Raw genomic sequence first — 23,137 nt, forward strand, 5'->3', positions numbered from 1 at the left:
GTCCCGCCGGCAAAGTCCTTTCCGAGGGCAGCCGCGACCGGCCCGGTTCCAGCCCGTCGACGGCGAGTCGACCGAGAGTATTTAGCCGGGGGCGCGCCAACCACCGGCAGTGAGCGAGGACGACACCCACGTCTCGACGGGCTGTGACTCCCTCGACGACCTGCTCGGTGGCGGCGTCGAGCGCGGCACCGTCACCCAGCTGTACGGGGCGCCGGCAGCCGGAAAGACGAACGTCGCCCTGTCGACGGCGGTCGAGGCCGCCAGCGAGGGCGGGACGGCCGTCTACGTCGACACCGAGGGGCTGTCCGTCGAGCGCTTCGACCAGATTCTCTCCGCGCGCGCCGACGACCCGGAAGCGGCGTCGGCGAACGTCGTCGTCTCGGAGGCCCACGACTTCGCCGAGCAGGCCGAAGCGGTCCGTGACACGGCCGATTTCGCCGACCGCGCGGACCTCGTCGTCCTCGACTCGGCGACCGGCTTCTACCGGCTGGAGCGCGGCGAGGACGAGGACGCCGGCGACGCCCTCCGGCAGGTCGCCGACCAGATCACGCACCTGCTGTCGCTCGCGCGGAAACACGACCTCGCGGTCGTCATCACGAATCAGGTGTTCACGGACGTGGAGAGTGACAGCGACCGCGTGCGGCCGCTGGGCGGACACACGCTCGAGCACTGGACCGGCGTCGTCGTGCGCCTCGACCGGTTCCGCGGCGGAAAGCGCCGCGCGACCCTGGAGAAACACCGCTCGCGGCCCAACGGCGAGCAGGCGCAGTTCCGTATCACGGACGCCGGCGTCGAGAGCGTCGAGAAGAACGAGCCGTACTGACGAGTTCTGCGGCGATTCGTCCGGGTAGCTGCTCAGGCGCCGGTCCGGTACTCGCCGTGTTTCATGCCGATGAGGAACGACACGGCGGCGAACACGGCCATCGACGGCAGCACCATCATGAAGACGGTGTCGGTCGCCATGAAGTCGGCCGACGCGAGGCCGATTGTCCCGACAGCGACGATTGCGACCAGCAGTCCAACAGCGCGTGCGAAGTCGAACTCCATACCCAGCCGTTGGTACGCACCCCGCAAATAGGTTCCCGAAGCCGTTCGGGTCGCGGGAACTGCCGTCCGGCGACACACCTTCTTGCTCCCGGCGTGTGATGAAGTCTCATGGGCGGCCCGCTCACCGACTCCCCCGACGGACAGGTTTCCGGGAGGAGCGCACGCTCATCGACTGGTAGCGTGCGGCGAGAACGGACGGACACGAGCGTCGTTCCGGGAGAGCGACGGCGCGGCCCGGATTAGAGCTCGTTCAGCTTCCGGAGGAGCTGTCCCTCGTACTCCTCGTCGTGTTCGATGCCCTTGAGTTCGAGGACGTTGCGCTCGAGCTTGTCCAGTGCGACGTGGAAGGAGTTGTCGGCGCCGTAGCCCTCGCCCGTACCGGCGATCTGGCCCTTGTTCGTGCGGAGGCGGATCTGGGACTGGATCAGGGGGGTGCCGCGGAGCTTCTCCTTGTGCTTGGAGAGGCGGACGTGGGCGTGGTGGACGTGCATGTCGCCGTACTTGTCGGCGACGTCCTCGATGCGCTCTCGGACTTCCTGCCGGGAGAGCGCGTCCAGCAGGTCGATGTTCGTGATCTGGACGTCGAGGTGCTCCTCCTCGGTGTAGGAGAGCGCACGGAGGACGTCCGTCTTGGTGAGGATGCCGCCGACGACGCGGTCGTCGCCCTCGGGGGTCACGATGACCCCGGAGTAGTCGTTCTCGAGCATGTCCTCGACGGCGTCCCGCACCGAGTCGTCGAGGCTGGCGGTCTCGACGGGGCTGGTCATCTCGTCGTAGACCGGGAGGTCAAGCAGCCGCTCGATCTCGCCGCTGCGGTCGCCGACGGTGGTCTTCTCGGTGTCGCGGACGACGAAGTCCACGATGTCGTAGCGGGTGACGATGCCGGAGAGGAAGCCGTCGTCGTCGACGACGGGGAGCCGCGAGATGCCGTGCTCGCGGAGGAGGTTGATGACGCGACCCATCGACTCGTCTTCCTCGACGGTGACGACGTTCTCCGTGTAGATGTCGCGGACGTCGAGCGCATCGAGGTTCTCGAGGACGGCCGTGAGGATGGCGTCCTCGGTGACGACGCCCCAGAGTTGGTCTGCCTCGAACACCGGCGCGATCTTCGTGCCACCCTCGACCAGCATCCGGGCGGTCTCGCGGACGTCCTCTGTCCGGCTGACCTTGGGGGCGTCCGTGACCATGGCAGCGACCTTGGTGTCGTCGCCGATGTGGGACTGGATGAGCTGGCGTTCCGTGACGACGCCGGCGTACTGGCCGGCCTCGGTCACGATGATGCCCTTGGGGTTCTCGCTCTCGAAGATAGACCGCACTTTGCCCAGTCGTTCTTCGGCTTCGACCTCGATGTAGTCGTTCGTCGCAATGTCAGAGATATCCATGGGCCTTCACTCGGAGAGACGCCCACCATCGCCTTGAACCTTGTTGCGTGTCTCAATCCACTGGACGACTGGGGGTGGAGTTTACTCGCCGGGGGTCGTAGGCGTGGTCGTGCTCCCCGACATCGGCGCGGTGTTCGGCCCGTACACGTACCTGGCGTCGGAGGTGGCGTTCGGAGCGCTGGCAGTCGTGTTGCTGTACCGTGCGGCGGCGCTGCGCCGGGCGGCCGTCACCGTCGCCGCGCTCTACCCCGTGGCGTACGTCTGGGACTGGTACACGCTCACTATCGGCGTGTTCGCCATCGAGTTGCGGACCGGCGTCGACGTCCTGGGGATTCCCGTGGAGGAACACATCTTCATGGTGGTCGTGCCGGCGCTCGTGGTCGCGTTCCACGAGACGCTGCACGGCGAGCCCTGACGCGTCCGGCTGTCGGTCTCAGTCGGCCGCCGTGACGTCGGCGCCCGCCTGCGAGCTCGTCGACGGCGAGTCCACGAACATCCGGCGGCGCGCGTAGAAGAAGTACACGTACGGTACTTTCGCCAGCGTGTCGAGGAACACGTACGTGAGCGCGACGCCAGCCGCCGTCGCCTCGCCGACTCCCGCCGGCCCGAACAGCCAGACGAACGGGTACGCGAGCCACAGCAGCCCGATGTGGTTCTTCAGGAGGTTGAACAGGCCGAGCTGCTCGGGGACGTCCGGCACCATCCGCGGGAAGACGACGTAGAGGTAGACGAACAGCGTCAGGTGGAACACCGACGAGACGCCGAACAGCGCCCACTTCAGGGTGCCGTCGGTGACGACCGCACCGGCGCCCGCAGCAATCATGAGCGCGTCGGCAATCATCACGCCCGCGATGTTGCGCCGCGACGCGCCGGCGAGGTAGCCGACGTAGCCGACGAGCAGCGGCGTCGTCACGAGCCAGTCGAGGTACCGGAGCCCGACGATGGTGTTGCCGTTGACCGTCACGGTGCCGACACCGAACGCCATCCCGACGTACGACAGCCCCGCGAACACGGGAATGATGGCGAGCGGCGCGAGCCTGGACTGGTACCTGGACCCCTCCAGCGACTGGTAGAGCAGCCCGGCGAACACGACGCCGACGGCGAACGCCGCAGCGGCGAGGCCGTAGGCAGTGGACACGGCGTCCATCACGCACCACCTCCGTCGGCGCCGGCCCGCGGAATCGGCTGCCCGGTGGTGTCGTTCGCCCCGTCGCGGCCGTCGTCCGCGACCGTGAACGACGCCACGCGCGACTGGAGCTGGTCGACGGCGGTGTTCTGGAACTCCTCGAGGGACACGGCGATGGTCTCCGCGCTCTCCCGCTGGCTGTTCACCTCGGACGACGCCTCGGCGGCCAGTGACGCCGTCTCGTCGCTCAGCTCGGCGACGCGCTCCACCGAGGAGGCGGTACTCTGGACCGTGTCGGCCTGCTCCGCGGTCGTCTGCTGGATCTCGTCGATGGAGCCGGAGACGTCGTCGATGGAGTCCGCGATGGTGCGGATGTCCCGCAGCGTGGATTCGACGGTCTCGCTGCCCGACTGCACGCGCTCTCGCGTCTCGCGGATCGACGCCGTGACGTCGGCCGTCTGCCCGGTGACCTCCTCGACGACTTCGGCGATCTCGTTCGCGCGGTCCTGGGTCTCCTCGGCGAGGTTCTTGACCTCGTCGGCGACGACGCTGAAGCCGTCGCCGTCGGAGTCGCCGTCGGCGCGCGCTGCCTCGATGGAGGCGTTCAGCGCGAGCATGTTGGTCTGCTCGCCGATGTCCGTGATGACGTCCACGATGTCCGTGATCTCGGCGACCTGGTCGCGGAGCTGTTCGACCTGCCCGACGGCGTCCTCGACCTCGGTCTCGATCCGGTCCATCTCGCCGAGTGCCGTCTTCGAGGAGTCGCGCGCCGCGTCGCTGGCCTCGGCCACGTCTTCGCTGCGGGAGGCAAGGTCCTCGACCGTCGCGGCGATCTCTTCGGCGGACGCGCTCACGTTCTGGATGTCGTCCGTGACGGAGTCCAGTTCCGTGCGCTGCTCGTCGGCCTGCGATTCGATCTTGGAGACGGACGCGACCGTCTCCCCGATGCTGGCTTCGATGTCCGCGCTGGTCTCGGACATCTCCGCCGTCTCGGCCTCGATGTCGTGGGCGACGGCCGCGACCGTCTGGACGGTCGACTGGAGGTCGTCCATCATCTGGTTGAACGCGGTGCCGACGGTCTCCATCGCTTCGCGTTCGGTGTCCACGTCCACCCGCTCGGTGAGGTCGCCGGTGGCGGCGGCCTCCATCGTCTCACCGTAGCGCTCGGCGGTGGCCTGGTAGGCGGCTGCGAGCTCTCTCGCCTCTCGCTCAGCCGATTCGGCCTCTTGACGGGCTTTCTCCGCCTCTTGCCTAGCTTCTTCGGCCTCGGTCTGGGCGGCTTCCAGTTCGGTCCGAGTGCGATCCATCTCCTCGAGCCGGTCGCGCAGGGACTGTCGCATGTCCTCGATGGAACTTGCGAGCATGCCGAATTCGTCGACCCGCGTGGACGAGACCTCCTGTTCGAGGTTTCCGTCCGCGATCTGCTCGGTCTGTGCGGCGATCTCTTTGACGCTGGCGATTGTCTCGGCGGCGTTGATCGACCCGAGAGTGAGGAGGCCCGCTATCCCCGCAACGACGGTCGATGTCACGTCGTTGGTGGTGGCGCCGACACTGACCAGGAGGGCGGCGGTGGCGACGTACCCCAGTCCGAGTTTGACACCGTACCGGCGACGCGCCCATGTTACTGCCATGGCACCTAGTTATCAGATTTACAGATAAGTCTGGGGCCGTGGTTTTCACGGCTGAAAACCGGCGCGAGAACGGCTATAGAGAAGGTGTGGTTTCTGCCGGTACCTGTACCTATTCGCGGAGACATGTTCTGGTTGTGGTGTGCAGACTGCTGTCTCTGTGGGGGAGTAGCCCGACGCTACCCGAAGCACACCACCCACGCTCAGAGTTACAGAACGTAACCGTATGCTCATCTGGGGTCCTCTCTAATCCCGCTGCATGTACGATAGCGTCCTGGTGCCGACCGACGGCTCCGACGGGACGGACGAGGCGGTCGCGCACGCAATCGACATCGCCGAGCAGTACGGCGCCACACTGCACACCCTCTACGTCGTCGAGTCGACGCGGTCGAACGAGACACCCGGCGAGGACCCCCTCGGCCGGGTGCGGGACGCCGGACAGAACGCCGTCGACAGGGTCGCCGAACGCGCGCGTTCGGCGGGCGTCAAGACGGTCGAGGCGAGCGTCTCCCGCGGCGTCCCCGCGAACGAGATCCTCGCCTACGTCGACGACCACGGGGTCGACGTGACCGTGATGGCGACGGCCGGCCGCAGCGGCGAGTCCCGGGACCTGCTCGGCAGCGTCGCCGAGAGCGTCGTCCGCGAGTCGCCCGTCCCGGTGTTGCTCGTGAACGTCGGTGAGACGCTCTGAGCTACTCGCCGTCGGTGGCCGGCGTCCCGGTCTCGGGGCGCTCGTCGAGCACCCACTGGACCAGCAGCGCTTGCACGCGCTCGCGGTCGGACGCGTCGCCGTCGTCGCCCGCGAGCGCCTGCTCGCTGCGATCGAGCAGGTCGGCTTCGACGCCCGAGTGGTCGGGTTCGTCCCTGATGTCGTTCAACAGCGCCTCGAAGTCTTCCCGGAGGTCGAAGGAGGCACGGGCGACGTTGCACTTCCCGAGGGGGTTCTGGCCGAGGTCGAGCACGAGCTCCTGGACCAGCTCCCAGTCGCTCGCACAGAAGTGAATCGAAACCTCGCCCTCGACGTCCTGCCACGCGATGGGGTCGCTGTTCGCCATCTCGGGGATGGCGGCCGGCGGGAGGTCGACACGGGCGGCGGTGTCCGGGTCGTCACAGAGACAGCACGGCTGCTCCGTCTTCCCCGTGTACATGCCTGCCGGTAGGGACGCGAGGGTCTTCTGTCTACCCGTGGCGGCACCACCCGCTCCGACGACTAGCCCCCGCAGTCACGCCGCCTCGTCTCCGCCGTCGTCCTCGCCTTCTTCGTCCTCCTTCTCCTCGTCGTCCGTCTGGCGTTCGCGCTGCACCACGAACACCGGGCCGAGGAACCGGTCTGCCACCTGGTCGGCGGGCAGCCCGAAGACGAACGTCGTCAGCGATGGGTCGGACTCCCCCATCACGACCGCGTCGTAGTCGTCGGCGGCCTCGATGATGGTGTCCAGCACCGCGTTCGTCCGCTCGACGCGCGTCTCGACGCTGTCCTCGTCCATCCCCAGCGAGACGAGGCGCTCGACCAGCCCGTCCAGCAGCGTCTGGGCGTCCGCGTCGCTCTCCCCCTCGCCGGCGATGTGGTACAGCGTCACCGTGACGTCCCGGTCGCCGAACAGGCCGGCGACCGTGCGCGTCAGCCGGTCGGTGCCGACGGTCCCCCGTACCGCCACGAGGATGTCCTCGACGCCGCGGGTGGCGTTCGGCGCGAGCACCGCCAGACAGTCGTGCTCGTAGATGAGCCGGTCGATGGTCTGCTGGCCGTCGTGCGTGAACACGAGCCGGCGCTCGACGGTCGCACCAGCGTCCGTCAGTATCTCCTCGAACTCGTCGAGGCGACGGTTCGCCCGCTCCTCGAACTGGAGGCGGGCCTGCCCGGTCGCCGTCTGGTCGGGGATGACGTGGTACCCCAGCAGGACCACGTGGGCGTCCGCGAGCAGGTCCGGGACACCCTCGGGGAGCGATTCGCCTTCGAGCACGCGCACCGGGACGAGTATCGATGGTCTGTCTGTCATGGTCAGATTGCTCCTTCGAGGTCGACGCCCTCGGCGTAGTACCGGCCCCAGCCGTAGGCGGCCGCCATCACGACGACGCCGACGGCGATGGACGCGGGCTGCATGAACGCCACGAGCGCGAAGCTGGCTATCGCGCCGGCGACCGGCACCGCCGGATAGCCGGGGACTTCGAAGCTCGGGTCGTACCACTCGGGGTTCCGCCGCCGCAGCACCACCAGCGTCACGCACATCAGCCCGTACATCACGAGGTGGAGGAACGACGCTACCTCCGCGAGCAGTTCGGTCTGGCCGGTCGCGACGAGCACGAGAATCGGCCCGCCCGCGGAGAGCAACGCCACGTGTGGCGTCCCGTACCGGAGGTTCACTTCACTGGCTTTCCGGGGGAGCAGGGCGTCCCTGCTCAGCGCGTACACCGACCGTGACGCGCTCAGAATCGAGGCGTTCGCCGAGGAGAACGTCGCTAGCAGGCCGGCGCCGAGGATGGCGACGGCGCCGGGCGTCCCGAGTAGGTCGCGGGCGACCTCGACCATCGCCGTCTCACCGAACTCGCCGAGGCGTTCGGCGCCGAACGCGCTGGTCGCGACGAAGATGGTGACGACGTAGAACACGGTGACGACGACGACCGACCCGACCATCGCCGCCGGGAGGTTCCGGCCGGGGTCCTCGATCTCGCCGGCGACGGTCGCGACCTGCGCGAACCCGAGGTAGGAGGTGAACACGAGCGCCGCCGTCGACAGCACCGGGAAGTACCCCTGCGAGAAGAACGCCTCCGGCGCCGTCTCGCGGCCGAAGACGCCCACTGCGTCGAGCACGCCGTAGGAGAGGAACACAGTCAGCACCACGAGCAGGATACCGACGACGACGTTCTGTATCGCGGACGTGTTCTCGGTACCGCCGATGCTCACCGCCGTGAGGACGGCGCCGAACACCAGCCCGGTGGCGACGACGGGACTGAACCCGAGGACGATGCCGAGTTCGGCGAGCACGGCGCTGGCGTAGTGGCCGAGCCCGACGAGGTAGAACGCCGACGCGAACATCAGGCCGAGCCAGAGACCGAGGCCGACGATTGCGCCGTACGCCGTCCCCAGTCCCCGGGAGACGAAGTAGTAGCCGCCCCCGCTGCGGGGCATCGCGGTCGCGAGTTCCGACGTCGGGAGCGCGACGAGCAACGCGATGCCGCCGCCGATGGCGAACGACAGCGTCGCCGCGAGGCCGGCGTTCTGGGCTGCCAGCCCCGGGAACACGAAGATGCCGGCGCCGATCATCGTCCCGATGCCGATCGCGAGGGCGCCGGTCAGTCCGATGGTGCGTTCGAGCTCGGAGTCGTCGTGTACTGTCGTCACACCTGTGACTACGCCGGCGTCGGTCTCCGGCGCCTCGCCGGCGACGTTCTCCCCCATCGGGTCTGCATCTGTCGGCTCGTTCGACACGTGATAGTGTTCGTCCACCGAGAGGATAAATCCGGGTGGTAGCCGGGGTGGGCCGACGCCCGACGCCGCGCCGTCCGTGGACTCTCGACGTCGGGACGACCGACCCACGGACGAAATTTCACCGGCAGAGCCACAAGACACTTGACGTTTATCGAGCCACCGAATGACATGGACCGCGAACGGCTCCTCGCTGCCGGCATCGCCGCCGTCGTCGTCGCGTCGGCGGTCGCGGCCGTCGCGATACCGGGCGTCGTCGCCGACACCGACCGCGACGACGTCCGGCCCGGCCGCGTCGACGTCGAGGAGGTGACCATCGCGGCGGACGGCACGTCGTCGGGGACCGTGGACCTCTCGGTCACCGCCTACCTCGACCACCGCGGCGGCGACTCGGAGAACGTCACCGTCGACGTGCGCGCGGTCGGCCTCGAGTCCGGACTGGTCGAGACCACCCGCAGCGTCGACGTCGACACCATCTCCGGCGACCGCGAGACCCCCGTCAGCGTCGACGTCCCCGTCGCCCGCGACGGCGGCTACCGGATCGAGACCGTGCTGTACGCCGACGGCCAGCGCGTCGCCACGGTCGCCAAGTCTGTGCGCGGCGTCGGCAGCGTGCAGGCCGGCGGCCACGTGACCTTCCACCGGTTCGGCGCCGACCTCCCCGCCGTCCAGTACGCCGTCGCTGCGGCCGACGGCAACACCACGACGCTGGAGGTGTCGACGTACCTCACGAACCGGGGTGCGGAGCCGTCCGGTGACGTCTCCGTGGAACTGGTCGTCCGGCAGGCCGAGTCGAACGTGGTCGCCGCCCGAACGACCGTCCCGGTCGACGACGTCGCCCCCGGAGCGACGGTGACACCCCGCGCAGCCGTCGACGTGCCCTCGGAGTACAACTACTACCTCGACGCCATCCTCCGGAAGGACGGCGTCATCGTCGACACCGCGCGCAGCGCCGCCAACCTCGACCCACAGGAGCGCATCGAGGCGAACACGACGGTCCGGGACACCGGCCTGCGCGTCGAGGACTTCGAGACGACGCGCGACGAACAGCCGGAGACGGAAGCCGGCGGCGACCAGTCGGCCGGCGGCAGCGTCCCCGGGTTCGGCCCGGTCGCCGCCCTCCTCGCCGTCGCCGCAGCAGCCACCCTCGCCGCCGCACGGAGGCGGTCACCATGAGTGACAGAGACAGAACCCAGTCGACCACCGACGACACCGACGACGACGGAGAAGCGCCGGCGGCTTCGACCGCCGAGACCGACACCGAGGACAGCAGCACCAGTACCAGCACCAGCAGCAACGACGGCAGCGTCCGTGGCGGCGCCGGCCGGGCTCGCGACGACGCCGGCGACGTTCGGGACCTCATCCTCCGGGGGGCCCTCGTGGTCCTCGGGTTCGTCGCCCTGGTCGCGTTCTTCCAGTTCTACACCAGCGCGGTCGCCGTCATCGACGAGTGGGTCGGCCGCGAGTACCGGGCGCTGTTCCGCGCGGCGTTCAACCTCGTCGTCCTGCTCGCCGCGGGCATCGGCATCTCCGTCGTCGTCCGCGAGCTCACCGGCAGCGACGGCGGCGGCGGGGTGTAACCCCCGACGGCACCGACAGAGCAATACTGCTGGACGGCGACCCACCGCGTAATGTCGCGTTCGCCGTCCGACTGGACGGACCGCGAGTTCCCGGTCGGCGACCCGGTGCAGCAGATGCGGTGGGGCAGAACTGCGAACCACGCTCGCTGCGTTCGCGCACTGCGACTCGCCCGATTCAAATCCGCCACACGCCAGTCGCCACGCCGTCACGCGCCAGCGACGGAGCCACCGCTGGCAGGCACGAGTTCGAGAGCAATGGACTGAAGCGAATTCCGAGCCGGGCCAGGGCAGTCCTCGGCGTCAGAAGTCCAGTAGAAGTGGGTTGGGGCGGATTTGAACCGCCGACCTCCTCCATGTCAAGGAGGTGTCATAGCCTGACTAGACCACCAACCCTCGTGGCCTCTCGCTGCACTCCTTCGTAGTCCGGGGGTACAGTTGAAGGTTTCGAATCGGAGAAGGCACGAGGGGGCAGGGGAGACGCCACTTGCCGACCCCCGCTGGCGGGCCAGTCGTGCCCCCCGCATCCAGACGGACGTCCCTCGCTGCGACCGCGTCGGAGGTGCAGTCGGAGCCGCGGGCTCCCTCGGCTCGCGGACTGGCCGGGAGCCAGTCTCCTCAGCTCGACCGGTCGACGCCAGCGAGTACCGCGGCACGCCCGACGGCTCCGCCGAGTTTCTGCCCGGGAATCCGTCGCCGTCGGCGGTAGCTCGTGGCGACAGCCACAGCCGTCGAGCGGAGAACCTTCGACTGCAGCGCCTCGCTCACGAATCTCGCCCTCGTCGACCCCGGCCTCCGCCAGAGCGGCACCACCCAGACTGCCGGGTGCGAGCGACGCTTGTTGGCTCCGACCGCGCCGCCTCGACCCCTCGGCTCCGCCACCTGCCGTGTCACCGCACCGCACGACACGCTTAAGTGAACGTACAGACTTGTACACTATAACCCGAAATAGTACATTGGTGTCCACAATGCAGGAATACATCGAGCGCGTCGCGGCCGGCGAGGACCTCTCCCTCGACGCCGCTCGCGACGCCGTCACGCGACTGTTCGAGGACGCGACCGACGCCGAAATCGGGGCGCTGCTCGCCGCGCTCCGCGCGAAAGGCGAGACCGAGACCGAGATCGCGGGGTTCGCCCAGGGGATGCGGGAGGCCGCCAACACCGTCGACCCCGACCGCGAGCCGCTGGTCGACACCTGCGGCACCGGCGGCGACGACTACGACACCATCAACGTCTCCACGACGTCCACGATGGTCGCGGCGGGCGCGGGCGTTCCCGTCGCCAAACACGGCAACTACTCCGTCTCCTCGTCGTCGGGTAGCTCCGACGTCCTCGAGGCCGTCGGGGTCGACCTGGACACCGACCCGGAGGCCGTCGAAGCACGCATCGAGGACGACGGCATCGGCTACATGCACGCCCCCGAGTTCCACCCGGCGATGAAGGCCGTCATCGGGCCGCGCCGCGAACTCGGCGTGCGCACCATCTTCAACGTCCTCGGCCCGCTCACGAACCCCGCCGGCGCGGACGCGCAGGTCGTCGGCGTCTACGACCCAGACCTCGTCCCCGTGCTCGCTCGTGCCCTCTCCCACATGGGCGTCGACCGCGCGCTCGTCGTGCACGGCGACGGCCTCGACGAGTTCGCGCTCCACGGCGAGTCGACGGTCGCGGAGCTCCACGAGGACGGCAGCATCGAGGAGTACACCGTCACGCCCGAGGACTTCGGCGTCGCAGAGGCGCCCATCGACGCCGTCGCCGGTGGCTCGCCCGACGAGAACGCGGAAGACCTCCGCGACATCGTCACCGGCTACCTGACCGGGCCGAAGCGTGACATCATCCTCGCGAACGCGGGCGCAGCCATCTACGTCGCCGGCGAGGCCGACTCGCTGCGCGACGGCGCCGAGCGCGCTGCCGAAGCCATCGACTCCGGCGCCGCCGCGAAGACGCTGGAGCGCCTCCGCGAACCCCACGCGGCGGCCCAGTGATGACCCGCGTGAAGGTCTGCGGGCTGACGACCGAACGCGACCTCGAGGCTGCGGTCGACGCCGGCGCCGACGCCGTCGGTGTCATCGCGGACGTCTCCGTGGACACGCCCCGGGAGGTCGCCGTCGAGGGCGCCGCAACACTGGTCGAGTCGGTGCCACCGCTCGTGACCAGCGTGCTCGTCACGATGCCGGAGACCGCCGAGCGAGCGGTCGAGCTCGCGGAGACGGTCGCCCCGGACGCCATCCAGCTCCACGGCGACCTCCCGCTCGGCGACGTGGCGTACGTCAGCGCGAACACCGACGTGGCCGTGCTGCAGGTCGTCGACGCCGGCGACCCGACGGCCGCCCGGTACGACGACGTCGTCGACGCGCTGCTCGTGGACTCCGTCGGCGAGGACGGCGGCGGCGGCACCGGCCGCACGCACGACTGGGACGCCACCCGGGAGTTCGCCGCGGACGTGGACTCGCCGGTCGTGCTCGCGGGCGGGCTCACTCCGGCGAACGTCCGGGACGCCGTCGACGCCGTCGACCCGTTCGCCGTCGACGTGGCGTCCGGCGTCGAGGCCGCGCCGGGCGAGAAGGACCACGACGCAGTCGAGGCGTTCGTCGCGAACGCGACCGAGCCACGCGAGGTCGAGCCGCTGTGATGGACACCGACCGCGACGCCTTCATCGACCTCGCCGCCGATGGCCCCGCCGTCGTCCGGGTCGCCGCCGAGCTCGACGTCGACGTGTCGCCGCTGACGGCCTACGACGCGCTGGTCGACGGCGACCACGGTTTCCTGCTGGAGAGCGCTGAGAAGACCTCGGCGAGCGACCCCGACGGCGCGTTCCAGCCGTCTGGCGCCGACGAGGCGCGCCACGCCCGGTACTCGTTCGTCGGCTACGACCCCGCCGCCGTCGTCACCGTCGACCCGGACGAGACGAGCGTTCGACGGCTGCGCGACGACCGCGTCGTCGACCGTCTCGACGGCGACGGTGACGGCGACGTGCTCGACCGCCTCCGGGGCGCGCTCCCCGGCGTCGACCGCCGGAACTTCCCCGCCGAGGACCGCCAGCTGCTCGACGGCGGTCTGGTGGGCTTTCTCGCGTACGACGCCGTCTACGACCTCTGGCTCGACGAAGTCGGCGTCGAGCGCCCGGAGACGCCGCTGCCGGACGCCGAGTTCGCGCTCACCACGCGCACGCTCGTCTTCGACCGCGCGACCGACTCTGTCTCGCTGGTGTTCACGCCAGTCGTCGACGACGACGACGCCGGCGCCGTCTACGACGAGCTGGCGGTCGAGGCCGAGCGCGTGCGGGACGCCCTGCGCACTGTCGACGACCCGGAGTTCGGTGGGTTCCGCGTGACCGACGAGCGCGCGGGCGACCGCGACGAGTACGAGGCCGCCGTCGAGACGGCCAAGGAGGCGGTCCTCGACGGCGAGGTCTACCAGGCCGTCGTCTCCCGGACCCGGGAGCTGGACGGTAACGTCGACCCGCGCGGCCTCTACGACGCGCTCCGAGACGTGAATCCCTCGCCCTACATGTTCCTGCTGGAGCACGGCGACCGCACCGTCGTCGGCGCCAGCCCGGAGACGCTCGTGGCAGTCCACGGGGACACCGTACTCAACAATCCCATCGCGGGCACGTGTCCGCGCGGCGCGAGCCCGGTCGAGGACCGGCGGCTGGCGGGCGAGATGCTCGCCGACGAGAAGGAGCGAGCCGAGCACACGATGCTCGTCGACCTCGCGCGCAACGACGTCCGCCGCGTCAGCGAGGCCGGGAGCGTCGAGGTCCCGGAGTTCATGCGCGTGCTGAAGTACAGCCACGTCCAGCACATCGAGTCCACCGTCACGGGGACGCTCGCCGGCGACGTGGACGCATTCGACGCGACCCGGGCGTCGTTCCCGGCGGGCACGCTGTCGGGCGCGCCGAAGGTCCGCGCGATGGAGCACATCGACGCCCTCGAAGCCAGCCCGCGGGGCATCTACGGCGGCGGCGTCGGCTACTTCTCGTGGACCGGCGACGCCGAGTTCGCCATCACGATCCGGTCGGCGACCGTGGAGCACGGAGAGAACCCGGATACTCTTCGCGTGCGCGCCGGCGCCGGAGTGGTCGCCGACAGCGACCCGGCCGCCGAGTTCGACGAGACGGAGGCGAAGATGGACGGCGTGCTCGCGGCCGTCGACCGCGTGCGCGTGGACGACACCGAGGACGGTGAGGCCGACACCGCCACCGGAGGCGGCGGTCCGGAGTCCGACGGTGAGGCCGACCCAGCGGAGGTGCAGCAGCGATGAGGGTGCTGTTCGTGGATAACTTCGACTCGTTCACGTACAACCTCGTGGAGTACGTCTCCGAGCAGACGCTGCCGGACAGCCGGCCCGAGACCGAGGTCGTGAAGAACACGGCGTCGCTGGCCGACGTACGGAACTACGACCCGGACGCCGTCGTCGTCAGTCCGGGGCCGGGCCACCCCGAGAACGACCGGGACGTCGGCGTGACGGCGGACGTCCTCCGGGAGGTCGGCCCCGACGTGCCGACACTCGGCGTCTGTCTCGGGATGGAGGCCGCCGTCTACGAGTACGGCGGCGAGGTCGGTCGCGCGCCCGAACCGATGCACGGCAAGACCAGTCCCGTCGACCACGACGGCGACGGCGTGTTCGCGGGCGTCCAGCAGGGGTTCCCGGCCGCCCGCTACCACTCGCTGGCCTGCACCGAGATCCCGGACTGCTTCGAGGTCACGGCGGAGACCGCCGACGGGACGCTGGCGATGGGCGTCCGGCACCGCGAGTACCCCATCGAGTGCGTGCAGTTTCACCCGGAGTCCGTACTCACGGGCGCCGGCCACGACATCGTCGAGAACTTCCTCCGGTCGGCACTGCCGCCAGCGGCGACGGCCGGCGAGTAGGGCTGTCAGAACAGTCCGCCGGCCAGCGTCGAGACCACCCACAGCCCCGCGACCACGAGGGTCGCGAGGACGACGAGTTTCCACGCGACACTCAACACGAATCGGCCGACGAGAACCACGACGCCGATGGCGACCAGCGCGAGCAACAGCGTCCCCAGCGGCGACCCGGTCAGGCCGCCGACGGCGGCCAGTGCAGCGAGCATGGTGACGGCCACGGAGCGGACGGTGGTAAGTCTGTGGGCCACACCCCCTGCGTTCGGGTGGAAGACGAAACTGAAGTCCCGGCGCCGTCCCGGAGATGTGGTGGCCAGCTGTCGCCACTTTCACCTCGCTTTGGGAGCCTTCATATTCGGCCCGGACGTAGGACGCAGACACGCCGAATTGGGGCGGCGCGAGCGGCCCGGTTCAGGGGGTACCGAGAACACAACTACTAACCTCCCGTGCCGGCTACCAGTGTGTCGTTCCCGAACACCGACGTTCACCCATACATGAAATTCCAACCCACCACTTCACGGACTGTCGCGCCGAGGGATAGCCGATGAGCTCCGAGGACCTCTCTGCGGACGAGCTCACCCTGCCCGTCAAGCGCGTCACCGGCGAATCGCTCGAAGACCGTCTCACCGCGAACGCCTACCACAACATCCTGCCGGCGCGCTACCTCCGGAAGGACACCGACGGCGAGCTCGTCGAGGAGCAGGAGGACCTGTTCCCGCGCGTCGCGAAGAACATCGCGCTCGCCGAGGTCGTCTACGAGAGCGACGACCCCGTCGAGGTCACGCCCAGCCAGCTGAAGCCCGACCACCCGCGGCGAGACGAACTCGCCGAGGAGGTGTTCGGTGGAGACATCGACCCCGACAGCGACGAGGAGACCGTCGATCTCACCGAGGAGAACGTCAACAAGTTCGCGTACGACACCGTCGTCCCCGAGCTCGACGACCCCGAGGTGCGCGAGCACGTCGAGGGCGTCGCCGCCGAGTTCCGCGACCTGATGGAGAATCTGTCGTTCATGCCGAACTCGCCGACGCTGATGAACGCCGGCGACGAGCTCCAGCAGCTCTCCGCGTGCTTCGTCGACTCGCCCGACGACGACATCACGGACATCCACCAGACTGCCAAGGAGGCCGCCGAGGTCTTCCAGTCCGGCGGCGGCATGGGCTACGCGTTCTGGCAGCTCCGGCCGTACGGCGACACCGTCGGCTCCACGGGCGGCATCGCCTCGGGCCCGCTGACGTTCATGGAGACGTTCGACCAGATGTGTGAGACCATCGCGCAGGGCGGCGCGCGCCGCGGCGCGCAGATGGCCGTGATGCGCGTCAGCCACCCGGACGTCGTGGAGTTCATCCACGCGAAGAACAAGGACGTCTCGCTGGCGCACACGCTGAAGCTCAACGACCCCGACGACTACACGTACACCGAGTTCTCGGAGGCCCTCGAGGAGGCCCGCGACCTCATCGACGAGGACGGCCGCGTCCCCGAACACCTCCGGAACGCCGTCGAGGGCCACCTCTCGAACTTCAACATCTCCGTCGGCGTCACCGACGGCTTCATGGAGGCCCTCGAGAACGGCGAGGAGTACACGTTCACGAACCCGCGCACGGGCGAGGCCCACATCGCGACCGAGGAGACGAAGGAGATGTACTCCCGGTACGGGCTCGGCCACTACGTCACGCCCGGCGAGGAGCTCACGCTGCCCGCCGGCGAGCTCTGGGACCGCATCGTCGAGGGCGCCCACGAGAACGGCGAACCCGGCGTCATCTACCTCGAGCGCGTGAACAAACAGCACTCCTTCGACGTGGAGGAGCACCCCGACCACCGCATCCTCGCGACGAACCCCTGCGGCGAGCAGCCACTCGAGGAGTACGAGGCCTGCAACCTCGGGCACATCAACCTCTCGACGCTCGCGGCCGAGGACTCGCCGGACTGGCGAGTCTGGAGCGAGAACCACGACTTCGACAGCCTCGAGGAGGGCGTCAGCCAGTTCCTCGACGAGGCCGTCGACGTCGACGAGTTCGAGCACCGCATCGAGATGGGGACCCGGTTCCTCGAGAACGTCGTCACGATGTCGGACTTCCCCGTCGAGGAGATCGAACAGAAGGTCGCCGAGATGCGGAAGATCGGCCTCGGCGTCATGGGACTGGCCCAGCTGTACATCCAGCTCGGTGTGAAGTACGGCAGCGAGGAGGGCAACGAGATCGCCAGCCAGCTGATGCAGACCATCAACCACGGGTCGAAGGCCGCGAGCCACGAGCTCGCACTGGAGCGCGGGAGCTTCGACGAGTGGGACAAGTCCAAGTACGCCGACCCGACGGAGTACGCCGAGTGGTTCGAGCACCACACCGGCGAGGACGCCGACGAGTGGGCGGACGGCTACCCGGTCCGGAACCACAACACGACGACCATCGCGCCGACCGGCACCACGTCGATGGTCGGCAACACCACGGGCGGCTGTGAGCCCATCTACAACGTCGCCTACTACAAGAACGTCAGCGACGACGTGCAGGGCGACGAGATGCTCGTGGAGTTCGACGACTACTTCCTCCGGACGCTGGAGGACAACGACGTCGACGTCGACGCGGTCAAAGCGGAGGCCCAGGAGCAGATGGCGAACAACGAGTTCGACGGCGTCGATGGCCTGACGACGGTGCCGGACGCCATCGGCGAGCTGTTCGTCGTCACCAGCGACCTCTCCGGGAAGGAGCACGCGGCCGTCCAGACCGCCTGCCAGGACGGCGTCGACTCCGCCATCTCGAAGACGTGTAACTTCCCGAACGACGCGTCCGTCGAGGACATGGACGAGGTGTACCGCTACATCTACGAGAACGGCGGGAAGGGCGTCACCGTCTACCGCGACGGCACCCGCAGCAAGCAGGTGCTGACGACGCGCGCCGACAACACCGAGTTCTCGACGCTCGACGAGGACGAGGCCGCCGAGGCGATGGTCGAGACCATCCAGGAGACGTTCGGCGGCATCGAGGGCTTCCTCGAGAACGACGACGTCCAGGACGCCTTCGGCGAGGACCTCCGTGAGCTGTTCGCGACCGGCGACGACGCTGCCTTCGACGAGGACGACTTCGCCGAGAAGCAGCCCCGGCCGGACCTCCTGCACGGCGTCACCCAGCGCATCGACACCGGCTACGGGAAGCTCTACGTCACCATCAACGAGGACCCCGAGCGCGAGCGGCCGTTCGAGCTGTTCGCGAACACCGGGAACTCCGGTGGCTTCACGGGCTCGTTCACCGAGGCGCTCGCGAAGACCATCTCGGTGGCGCTGCGGTCCGGCGTCGACCCCGCCGAGATCGCGGACAAACTCCAGGGCATCCGGTCGCCGAAGGTCGCCTGGGACAAGGGCGAGCAGGTCAACTCCATCCCGGACGCCTTCGGGACGGCGCTACGCCGCTACCTCGACGGCGACGTCGACCGCGCGGCCTACCCCCAGCAGCAGCACCTCACCGAGATCGGCGAGGAGGAGGAAGCGGCTGGCGCACAGTCGACACCCGAGACGGACGGCGGCGCTGCCGAGTCGCTGGGCGGCCCGCAGGGCCCGACCGGCGCCGGCGGGAACGCCGACGGACAGGACACCGAGGACGCGACGCAGTCGCTCATCGACGCCGGGGAGAGCCCCGAGTGTCCGGACTGCGGGTCGATGACGCTCTACTACAGCGAGGGCTGCAAGACCTGCGAGTCCTGTGGCTGGAGCGAGTGCTGACCTGACGCGCTCGCAGCAAGCGTAGCCGTTCTTTCGCTTCCGAGAGGAACACGCCTTTACTCGCCGCAGTGCAGTGTTCGGGTATGCCAGCGGACGACGCACCGGCGTGCCCGCAGTGCGACGCCGACCTGTTCAAGCGCCACTGCAAGTACGTCTGCCCACAGCACGGCGTCGTGGTCGACTGCAGCGACCCGTTCACGTTCTGACTACGCGACGACCCGCCGGTACGCGACGGGCCCGAGCAGCGCGGCCGCGGCGACACAGCCGGCGACGACGAACGCGGGGCTCACCGAGGCGCCGGTCATCGAGAGGGCGTCGAGGCCACTGCCGACGAAGACGGTGCCGACGACCCACGGGAGTTCGCCGACGACCGTTCCGACGACGAACGAGCCCAGTCCGACGCTGCCGGCGCCGGCGGCGGCCGAGACGGGTTCGGCGGGCGTCGGCGCGAATCGTGCGGCGACGAGCCCGCGGACGTCCCCTGTCGCGGCGAAGAAGCGCTCGCTGCCGGCGGAGAACCGGCCGAGGAGTCGGCCGTCGACGGGCGCGTACCGGCCGGCGGCGTACGCGGGGAGGCTGGTGGCGACGGCGCCCGTCAGCGCTATCGGGACGCCGACGGCCAGCCCGTACCTGAAGCCGACGAGCAGGGAGAGCGCGCTGATCGGCCACGCGAGGAACGGACGGACGGCGTACAGGCCGACCAGAATCGCGGGGAACCACGGGCTGGCGAGCGCGACACGGAGGGCGTCAAGTGCTCGTGCTGGGCGAAGTACGACTGCCAGCGCGACCAGCACGGCGGCGACCGCGCCCGCGGCGTAGCGTCGCATCGGCGCCTGCTATCCGGGGGAGCCACAAAACGACTGCCATCGGGCAACGCTGAAGTACGACCTCCACCGACGACACGGTATGACCGGTCACGGCGGGGTCGACGCCGACGAGGCCGACCCAGTCGAGGTCGGCGTGGAACTCCTCGCGAACCTCGAGTTCGGGTCGCTGTCGGTCGCGGACGCCGTCGACCGCATCGAGACGGTGACCACGCACCCGGAGACCACGCGAAAGATTCTCGACGAGGCCGAGCGTCGCGGCGTCATCGAACGCGAGTCCGGCGAGGTCTACCCGCAGGGCGGCGCGTACGTCAGCTTCGACTCGCAGGTGATTCAGAAGGAGGGGGAGTTCTCGTGTCGGCGCTGCGGGTCGTCGCTGTCGACGGGCCACTTCGTCGACCTCGACGCCGGCGAACTCGGCCCCTTCGGCTCCTCGTGCATCCGGAAGGTCACTGGTCGGGAGTGAGCGCCCGGAGGTCGTCGAGGCGCTCGCGCTGGGCCTCCAGGACCTCCTGCTGGGCGTCGATGACGGCGCGCTGGCGTTTGACCGTGTCCGCGAGCTCGTCGATTACCGCCGCCATCTCGTCAAGTTCCGCCTCTAGTTCCTCGGGTTCGACCGGCGGCTCGACTTTCGCCGCCGCCGTCTGAAAGCCACTGGACTCGAACTCGTCGCCCCCACTGTCGTCCTCGCTCTCGCCGGCGCGTTCGGCGCTCGGTGCAGCCGTCTCCGCACTGTCCTCGGGCTCGCTGTCCGGAGCGCTGCTCGTGCCTGCAGCCTCCGCGTCGGCAGTCACACCGGCTGCGTCCTGTTCCTCGTCGTCCTCGCCGACGCCGCTCGTGTCGATGGGGTCGACGCCGCCGCCGAACGACACCGCTCCGGACCCGCCCTCGGGGTCGCCGCTCCCGCCGGCCGCCGCGAGCTCCGCAGCGCTGTCCACGCCGTGGTACGCGAACACGGCGTCCTCGACGGCCTCTCGGACGGCGCGGAACTGCTCGTTCGGCGCCTTGAGACGTTCGGTGCGTTCGGTCGTCTCGAGGACGAGCTGGCTGGAGACGTTGCCCTCCTCCGTGGATAGCCCGGTGACGGTCGCGAACGCGATCTCCTCGTAGTCGGGCCCCCAGACCGCCGACCCGATGTGTTTCACGACGCGGTCGCTGGTGACGACCAGCGTGAGCTCGCTGAACCGGTAGGTGCGCTTGACCGTCTCCCCGGGGTCGGTGACGTCCGCGGCGTTCAGCACGCCCGCGAGAATCGGGTGCAGGGCGTCGTCCAGACTCCCCGAGGGAAGCGAGAACGACTCCTCGCCGTCCAGTCCGTAGTCGAGTGTCACTTTCGTCTTCCGTCGCCCCTCACTGACCTGGACGCCTTCGGCGTCGTGGGGGAACTCCGAGACCGACTCGTCGCTCAGGAGTCCCTCGGCGGTGTACAGCAGGGTACGCGTCGGCGTGACGAACAGCGCGTCCTCCCCCTTCAGCGAGACGTGGGCGGCGACGTCCTCGTCGCCGAGCGAGGACTGCACGAGCGCAGGTACGTCCATGTAGGCCCGAAACCACCGACTCGGCTTAAACCCGGCGGGTGGCCGGTCGAGATGAGAACGTTAAAGAGCAAGACCAGCATACGGCGAAACGAGCCCGGGTGGCTTAGCTGGTCATAGCGCCGCACTCATAGGGTATCGAGCTTCGGTGCGGCATCCCAACGCCACGTGGATGCTCAGCATGTCCGCGAGGCCCGCCGAGCCTCGAACCTGGGACATGCGGAGATCGAGGGTTCAAAACCCTCCCCGGGCACTTTTGCGACTACCGACGACGTCGACGAGCTACGGTGACTGCTGTCGTTTCCTCTGCTGGGCCGCCGTCGAAATCCGTAGGATGGGCCTGTTGCCGACGAGAGACTGGGTGAGTCGTCTGCCCGGCGCGACGCCCGGCTGGCTATCGGGGTTATACACCACCGAGCCGTCAATCAGTTGAGGGTACGGAGTTACGTGACGAGAGCCCTCGATAAACTGTTAGGACTGCTCTCGACGCCTCGTGAAGAGTCGGTAGTCATCCGGATAACGGCCTAAAACGGAGTGAAACGCCGACAACGGTCAGCTTACTATATGGGATGGGCGGTCCTAGAATGGAGTAGACGAGGTGCCCCTCCCAATGTCAACCCCCTCCCGCTCCGCTCTCGCCGAGGCCGCGACCGACGCCGTGACCACGCCCGGGTCCGCGACCGTCCTGAAGCCCCTGGAAGTCGCGGGCTTCTGGGCGGCCGTCGCACTGCCGTTCCTCTACCTGCCGCTCGTGGTCGCCGGGCCGTCGTCGTCCGCCGAACAGACCGCGCTCGTCGTGATGGTGCTCGCGCACGTCGTCGCGCTGGTCCTCGGTCACCGTCACCGCGCCGACTGACCTGTCCCCCCGACGCGACTGCACTTCCACGCGAGCCCCTGAATTCGGTCCCTGTCTCCTCCATTCACTTCGCGCCGCCCGCTGTTCTGTCTCGCTCTCGTGTTCTCTGTGGCGCTGCTCGTTCGCTACTCGTTCCCGCAGCGAGTCGAAGGCGGACCGCTTAACCCGGCTGTTTCCGTCGCCACGACCATGGGACTGGACGCTGTGCCGCTGGGCCGCACCGGGCTGCGAGTCACCGAACTGGCGTTCGGCACGTGGCGGTTCGGCCGCGAGAACGACGCCGGCGAGGTCGAGGTCGGCGAGCAGCGCGCCCACGAACTGCTGGACGCGTACGCCGACGCCGGCGGCCGGTTCCTCGACACCGCCGACATGTACGGCGGCGGCCGCGCCGAGCGGTACATCGGCGACTGGCTCGCGGACCGCGACCGCGAGGACTACGTCGTCGCGTCGAAGGTGTACTGGCCGACCCGCGAGGGCCCGAACGGCCGCGGCCTGAACCGCAAACACCTCCGGGACAGCGTCGACAGCATCCTCGACCGGCTCGACACCGACTACGTCGACCTCCTGTACGTCCACCGGTGGGACGACGAGACGCCAGCCGAGGAGTTCATGCGCACGCTCGACGAGTTCGTGCGCGACGGCAAAGTCCACTACCTCGGCGCGTCGACGTTCGAGCCCAACGCCTGGAAGGTCGCGAAGGCCAACGAGATAGCGAAACGGGAGGGGTACGAGCCGTTCACGGTCGCCCAGCCCCGGTTCAACGCCGTCAACCGGGAGGTCGTCGGGAACTACCTCGACATGTGCCGGGACTACGGCATCGGCGTCGTGCCGTGGTCGCCGCTCGCCGGCGGCTTCCTCACCGGGAAGTACAGCCGGGGCGAGGCGCCACCCGAGGGTACCCGCGGGGCGACCGACCAGCAGTTCGTCGACTCCTACCTCACCGAGTCGAACTTCGACGCGCTGGACGCCGTCGAGGCCGTCGCAGACGAGGTCGGCGCCTCGCCCGCACAGGTGTCGCTGGCGTGGCTCCTCCACCACGACCAGGTGGTCGCCCCCATCACGGGCGCCCGGACGCCCGAGCAACTCGCGGAGAACGTCGCGGCGGCCGACGTCGAGTTGACGGCCGCCCAGTTCGAGCGCATCGCGGACGCGAAGTAG

At 69.1% G+C, this 23,137-nt stretch carries 25 protein-coding genes and 2 tRNA genes; 15 read left to right on the top strand and 12 right to left on the bottom strand.

Annotated elements, in window-relative coordinates; translation table 11 throughout:
- Nucleotides 1–109 precede the first annotated feature (109 nt).
- Entirely contained in the window at nt 110–823 is a 714-nt protein-coding gene (gene radB / locus LT971_RS04800; protein ID WP_237005714.1) for a DNA repair and recombination protein RadB, read from the top strand.
- A gap of 32 nt (nt 824–855) precedes the next feature.
- Here the strand turns inward: radB and LT971_RS04805 are convergent, their stop codons facing one another.
- On the bottom strand, nt 856–1,047 hold the full coding sequence (locus LT971_RS04805; protein ID WP_237005715.1) for a DUF7333 family protein: 192 nt from the start codon (nt 1,045–1,047) through the stop codon (nt 856–858).
- Nucleotides 1,048–1,286: 239 nt separating this feature from the next.
- On the bottom strand, nt 1,287–2,429 hold the full coding sequence (locus LT971_RS04810; protein ID WP_237005716.1) for a CBS domain-containing protein: 1,143 nt from the start codon (nt 2,427–2,429) through the stop codon (nt 1,287–1,289).
- A gap of 109 nt (nt 2,430–2,538) precedes the next feature.
- On the opposite strand from LT971_RS04810, the gene LT971_RS04815 reads away from it, so the two are divergent.
- Complete coding sequence (locus tag LT971_RS04815; protein ID WP_237005717.1) at nt 2,539–2,844, top strand: lycopene cyclase domain-containing protein; 306 nt, start codon at nt 2,539–2,541, stop codon at nt 2,842–2,844.
- A gap of 18 nt (nt 2,845–2,862) precedes the next feature.
- On the opposite strand, the gene LT971_RS04820 is transcribed toward LT971_RS04815, so the two are convergent.
- Together LT971_RS04820 and LT971_RS04825 are read right to left on the bottom strand one after the other, a co-directional pair.
- Nucleotides 2,863–3,576 (bottom strand): bacteriorhodopsin, encoded by a 714-nt coding sequence (locus LT971_RS04820; protein WP_237005718.1) that lies wholly within the window; start codon nt 3,574–3,576, stop codon nt 2,863–2,865.
- Complete coding sequence (locus tag LT971_RS04825; protein ID WP_237005719.1) at nt 3,576–5,186, bottom strand: methyl-accepting chemotaxis protein; 1,611 nt, start codon at nt 5,184–5,186, stop codon at nt 3,576–3,578. Before LT971_RS04825 ends, LT971_RS04820 begins: the two co-directional genes overlap by 1 nt.
- Nucleotides 5,187–5,442: 256 nt before the next feature.
- Between LT971_RS04825 and LT971_RS04830 the strand changes: the two genes are divergently transcribed.
- Nucleotides 5,443–5,874: a universal stress protein gene (locus LT971_RS04830; RefSeq protein WP_237005720.1), complete on the top strand. Its 432-nt coding sequence runs from the start codon at nt 5,443–5,445 to the stop codon at nt 5,872–5,874.
- A 1-nt stretch (nt 5,875) separates the two neighbouring features.
- Here LT971_RS04830 and LT971_RS04835 read toward each other — a convergent pair whose 3' ends face one another.
- From LT971_RS04835 to LT971_RS04845, 3 genes are all read right to left on the bottom strand, one after another.
- Nucleotides 5,876–6,331: a DUF7960 family protein gene (locus tag LT971_RS04835; RefSeq protein ID WP_237005721.1), complete on the bottom strand. Its 456-nt coding sequence runs from the start codon at nt 6,329–6,331 to the stop codon at nt 5,876–5,878.
- 75 nt (nt 6,332–6,406) lie between these two features.
- Complete coding sequence (locus tag LT971_RS04840) at nt 6,407–7,183, bottom strand: universal stress protein (RefSeq protein WP_237005722.1); 777 nt, start codon at nt 7,181–7,183, stop codon at nt 6,407–6,409.
- A 2-nt stretch (nt 7,184–7,185) separates the two neighbouring features.
- Nucleotides 7,186–8,583 (bottom strand): APC family permease, encoded by a 1,398-nt coding sequence (locus tag LT971_RS04845; RefSeq protein ID WP_272904709.1) that lies wholly within the window; start codon nt 8,581–8,583, stop codon nt 7,186–7,188.
- Between the two features lie 198 nt (nt 8,584–8,781).
- Here LT971_RS04845 and LT971_RS04850 point away from each other — a divergent pair, with 198 nt between their 5' ends.
- Together LT971_RS04850 and LT971_RS04855 are read left to right on the top strand one after the other, a co-directional pair.
- Nucleotides 8,782–9,786 carry a DUF7490 domain-containing protein gene (locus tag LT971_RS04850; protein WP_237005724.1) on the top strand — a complete coding sequence of 335 codons (1,005 nt, stop codon included), beginning with the start codon at nt 8,782–8,784 and terminating at the stop codon, nt 9,784–9,786.
- Complete coding sequence (locus LT971_RS04855; RefSeq protein ID WP_237005725.1) at nt 9,783–10,190, top strand: DUF8060 family membrane protein; 408 nt, start codon at nt 9,783–9,785, stop codon at nt 10,188–10,190. Before LT971_RS04850 ends, LT971_RS04855 begins: the two co-directional genes overlap by 4 nt.
- Nucleotides 10,191–10,508: 318 nt before the next feature.
- On the opposite strand, the gene LT971_RS04860 is transcribed toward LT971_RS04855, so the two are convergent.
- Together LT971_RS04860 and LT971_RS04865 are read right to left on the bottom strand one after the other, a co-directional pair.
- A tRNA-Val gene (locus LT971_RS04860) sits at nt 10,509–10,583 on the bottom strand.
- Between the two features lie 222 nt (nt 10,584–10,805).
- Nucleotides 10,806–10,955, bottom strand: coding sequence for a hypothetical protein (locus LT971_RS04865; protein ID WP_237005726.1), 150 nt, complete (start codon nt 10,953–10,955; stop codon nt 10,806–10,808).
- A 200-nt stretch (nt 10,956–11,155) separates the two neighbouring features.
- Here LT971_RS04865 and trpD point away from each other — a divergent pair, with 200 nt between their 5' ends.
- From trpD to trpG, 4 genes are read left to right on the top strand one after another with little or no spacing between them, the layout of a single operon-like run.
- Nucleotides 11,156–12,169 carry an anthranilate phosphoribosyltransferase gene (gene trpD / locus LT971_RS04870; protein ID WP_237005727.1) on the top strand — a complete coding sequence of 338 codons (1,014 nt, stop codon included), beginning with the start codon at nt 11,156–11,158 and terminating at the stop codon, nt 12,167–12,169.
- Nucleotides 12,169–12,816 (top strand): phosphoribosylanthranilate isomerase, encoded by a 648-nt coding sequence (locus LT971_RS04875; RefSeq protein ID WP_237005728.1) that lies wholly within the window; start codon nt 12,169–12,171, stop codon nt 12,814–12,816. The genes trpD and LT971_RS04875 overlap by 1 nt, the downstream gene beginning before the upstream one ends.
- Complete coding sequence (gene trpE / locus LT971_RS04880) at nt 12,813–14,447, top strand: anthranilate synthase component I (RefSeq protein ID WP_237005729.1); 1,635 nt, start codon at nt 12,813–12,815, stop codon at nt 14,445–14,447. The genes LT971_RS04875 and trpE overlap by 4 nt, the downstream gene beginning before the upstream one ends.
- Complete coding sequence (gene trpG / locus LT971_RS04885) at nt 14,444–15,058, top strand: anthranilate synthase component II (RefSeq protein WP_237005730.1); 615 nt, start codon at nt 14,444–14,446, stop codon at nt 15,056–15,058. Before trpE ends, trpG begins: the two co-directional genes overlap by 4 nt.
- Nucleotides 15,059–15,063: 5 nt before the next feature.
- On the opposite strand, the gene LT971_RS04890 is transcribed toward trpG, so the two are convergent.
- A complete protein-coding gene (locus LT971_RS04890; protein ID WP_237005731.1) occupies nt 15,064–15,261 on the bottom strand; it encodes a DUF8029 family protein in 198 nt (65 codons plus the stop codon).
- Nucleotides 15,262–15,596: 335 nt separating this feature from the next.
- Here LT971_RS04890 and LT971_RS04895 point away from each other — a divergent pair, with 335 nt between their 5' ends.
- Nucleotides 15,597–18,764, top strand: coding sequence for an adenosylcobalamin-dependent ribonucleoside-diphosphate reductase (locus LT971_RS04895; RefSeq protein WP_237005732.1), 3,168 nt, complete (start codon nt 15,597–15,599; stop codon nt 18,762–18,764).
- An 83-nt stretch (nt 18,765–18,847) separates the two neighbouring features.
- Entirely contained in the window at nt 18,848–18,970 is a 123-nt protein-coding gene (locus tag LT971_RS16390) for an HVO_2523 family zinc finger protein (protein WP_272904609.1), read from the top strand.
- Here the strand turns inward: LT971_RS16390 and LT971_RS04900 are convergent, their stop codons facing one another.
- Complete coding sequence (locus LT971_RS04900; RefSeq protein ID WP_237005733.1) at nt 18,971–19,591, bottom strand: TVP38/TMEM64 family protein; 621 nt, start codon at nt 19,589–19,591, stop codon at nt 18,971–18,973.
- 79 nt (nt 19,592–19,670) lie between these two features.
- Here LT971_RS04900 and LT971_RS04905 point away from each other — a divergent pair, with 79 nt between their 5' ends.
- Nucleotides 19,671–20,054 carry a DUF5830 family protein gene (locus LT971_RS04905; RefSeq protein WP_237005734.1) on the top strand — a complete coding sequence of 128 codons (384 nt, stop codon included), beginning with the start codon at nt 19,671–19,673 and terminating at the stop codon, nt 20,052–20,054.
- Here the strand turns inward: LT971_RS04905 and LT971_RS04910 are convergent.
- The gene (locus tag LT971_RS04910) at nt 20,038–21,126 is read right to left on the bottom strand and encodes a DUF7115 domain-containing protein (protein WP_237005735.1); all 1,089 of its coding nucleotides are present in this window, start codon (nt 21,124–21,126) and stop codon (nt 20,038–20,040) included. The two genes, LT971_RS04905 and LT971_RS04910, sit on opposite strands and share 17 nt — an antisense overlap.
- Before the next feature lie 92 nt (nt 21,127–21,218).
- On the opposite strand from LT971_RS04910, the gene LT971_RS04915 reads away from it, so the two are divergent.
- From LT971_RS04915 to LT971_RS04925, 3 genes are all read left to right on the top strand, one after another.
- Nucleotides 21,219–21,376, top strand: a tRNA-Met gene (locus LT971_RS04915).
- A 357-nt stretch (nt 21,377–21,733) separates the two neighbouring features.
- Entirely contained in the window at nt 21,734–21,979 is a 246-nt protein-coding gene (locus LT971_RS04920) for a DUF8028 family protein (protein ID WP_237005736.1), read from the top strand.
- Between the two features lie 189 nt (nt 21,980–22,168).
- A complete protein-coding gene (locus LT971_RS04925; protein WP_237005737.1) occupies nt 22,169–23,137 on the top strand; it encodes an aldo/keto reductase in 969 nt (322 codons plus the stop codon).

Source organism: Halobacterium rubrum (assembly GCF_021729015.1).
Classification (GTDB): domain Archaea; phylum Halobacteriota; class Halobacteria; order Halobacteriales; family Halobacteriaceae; genus Halobacterium; species Halobacterium rubrum.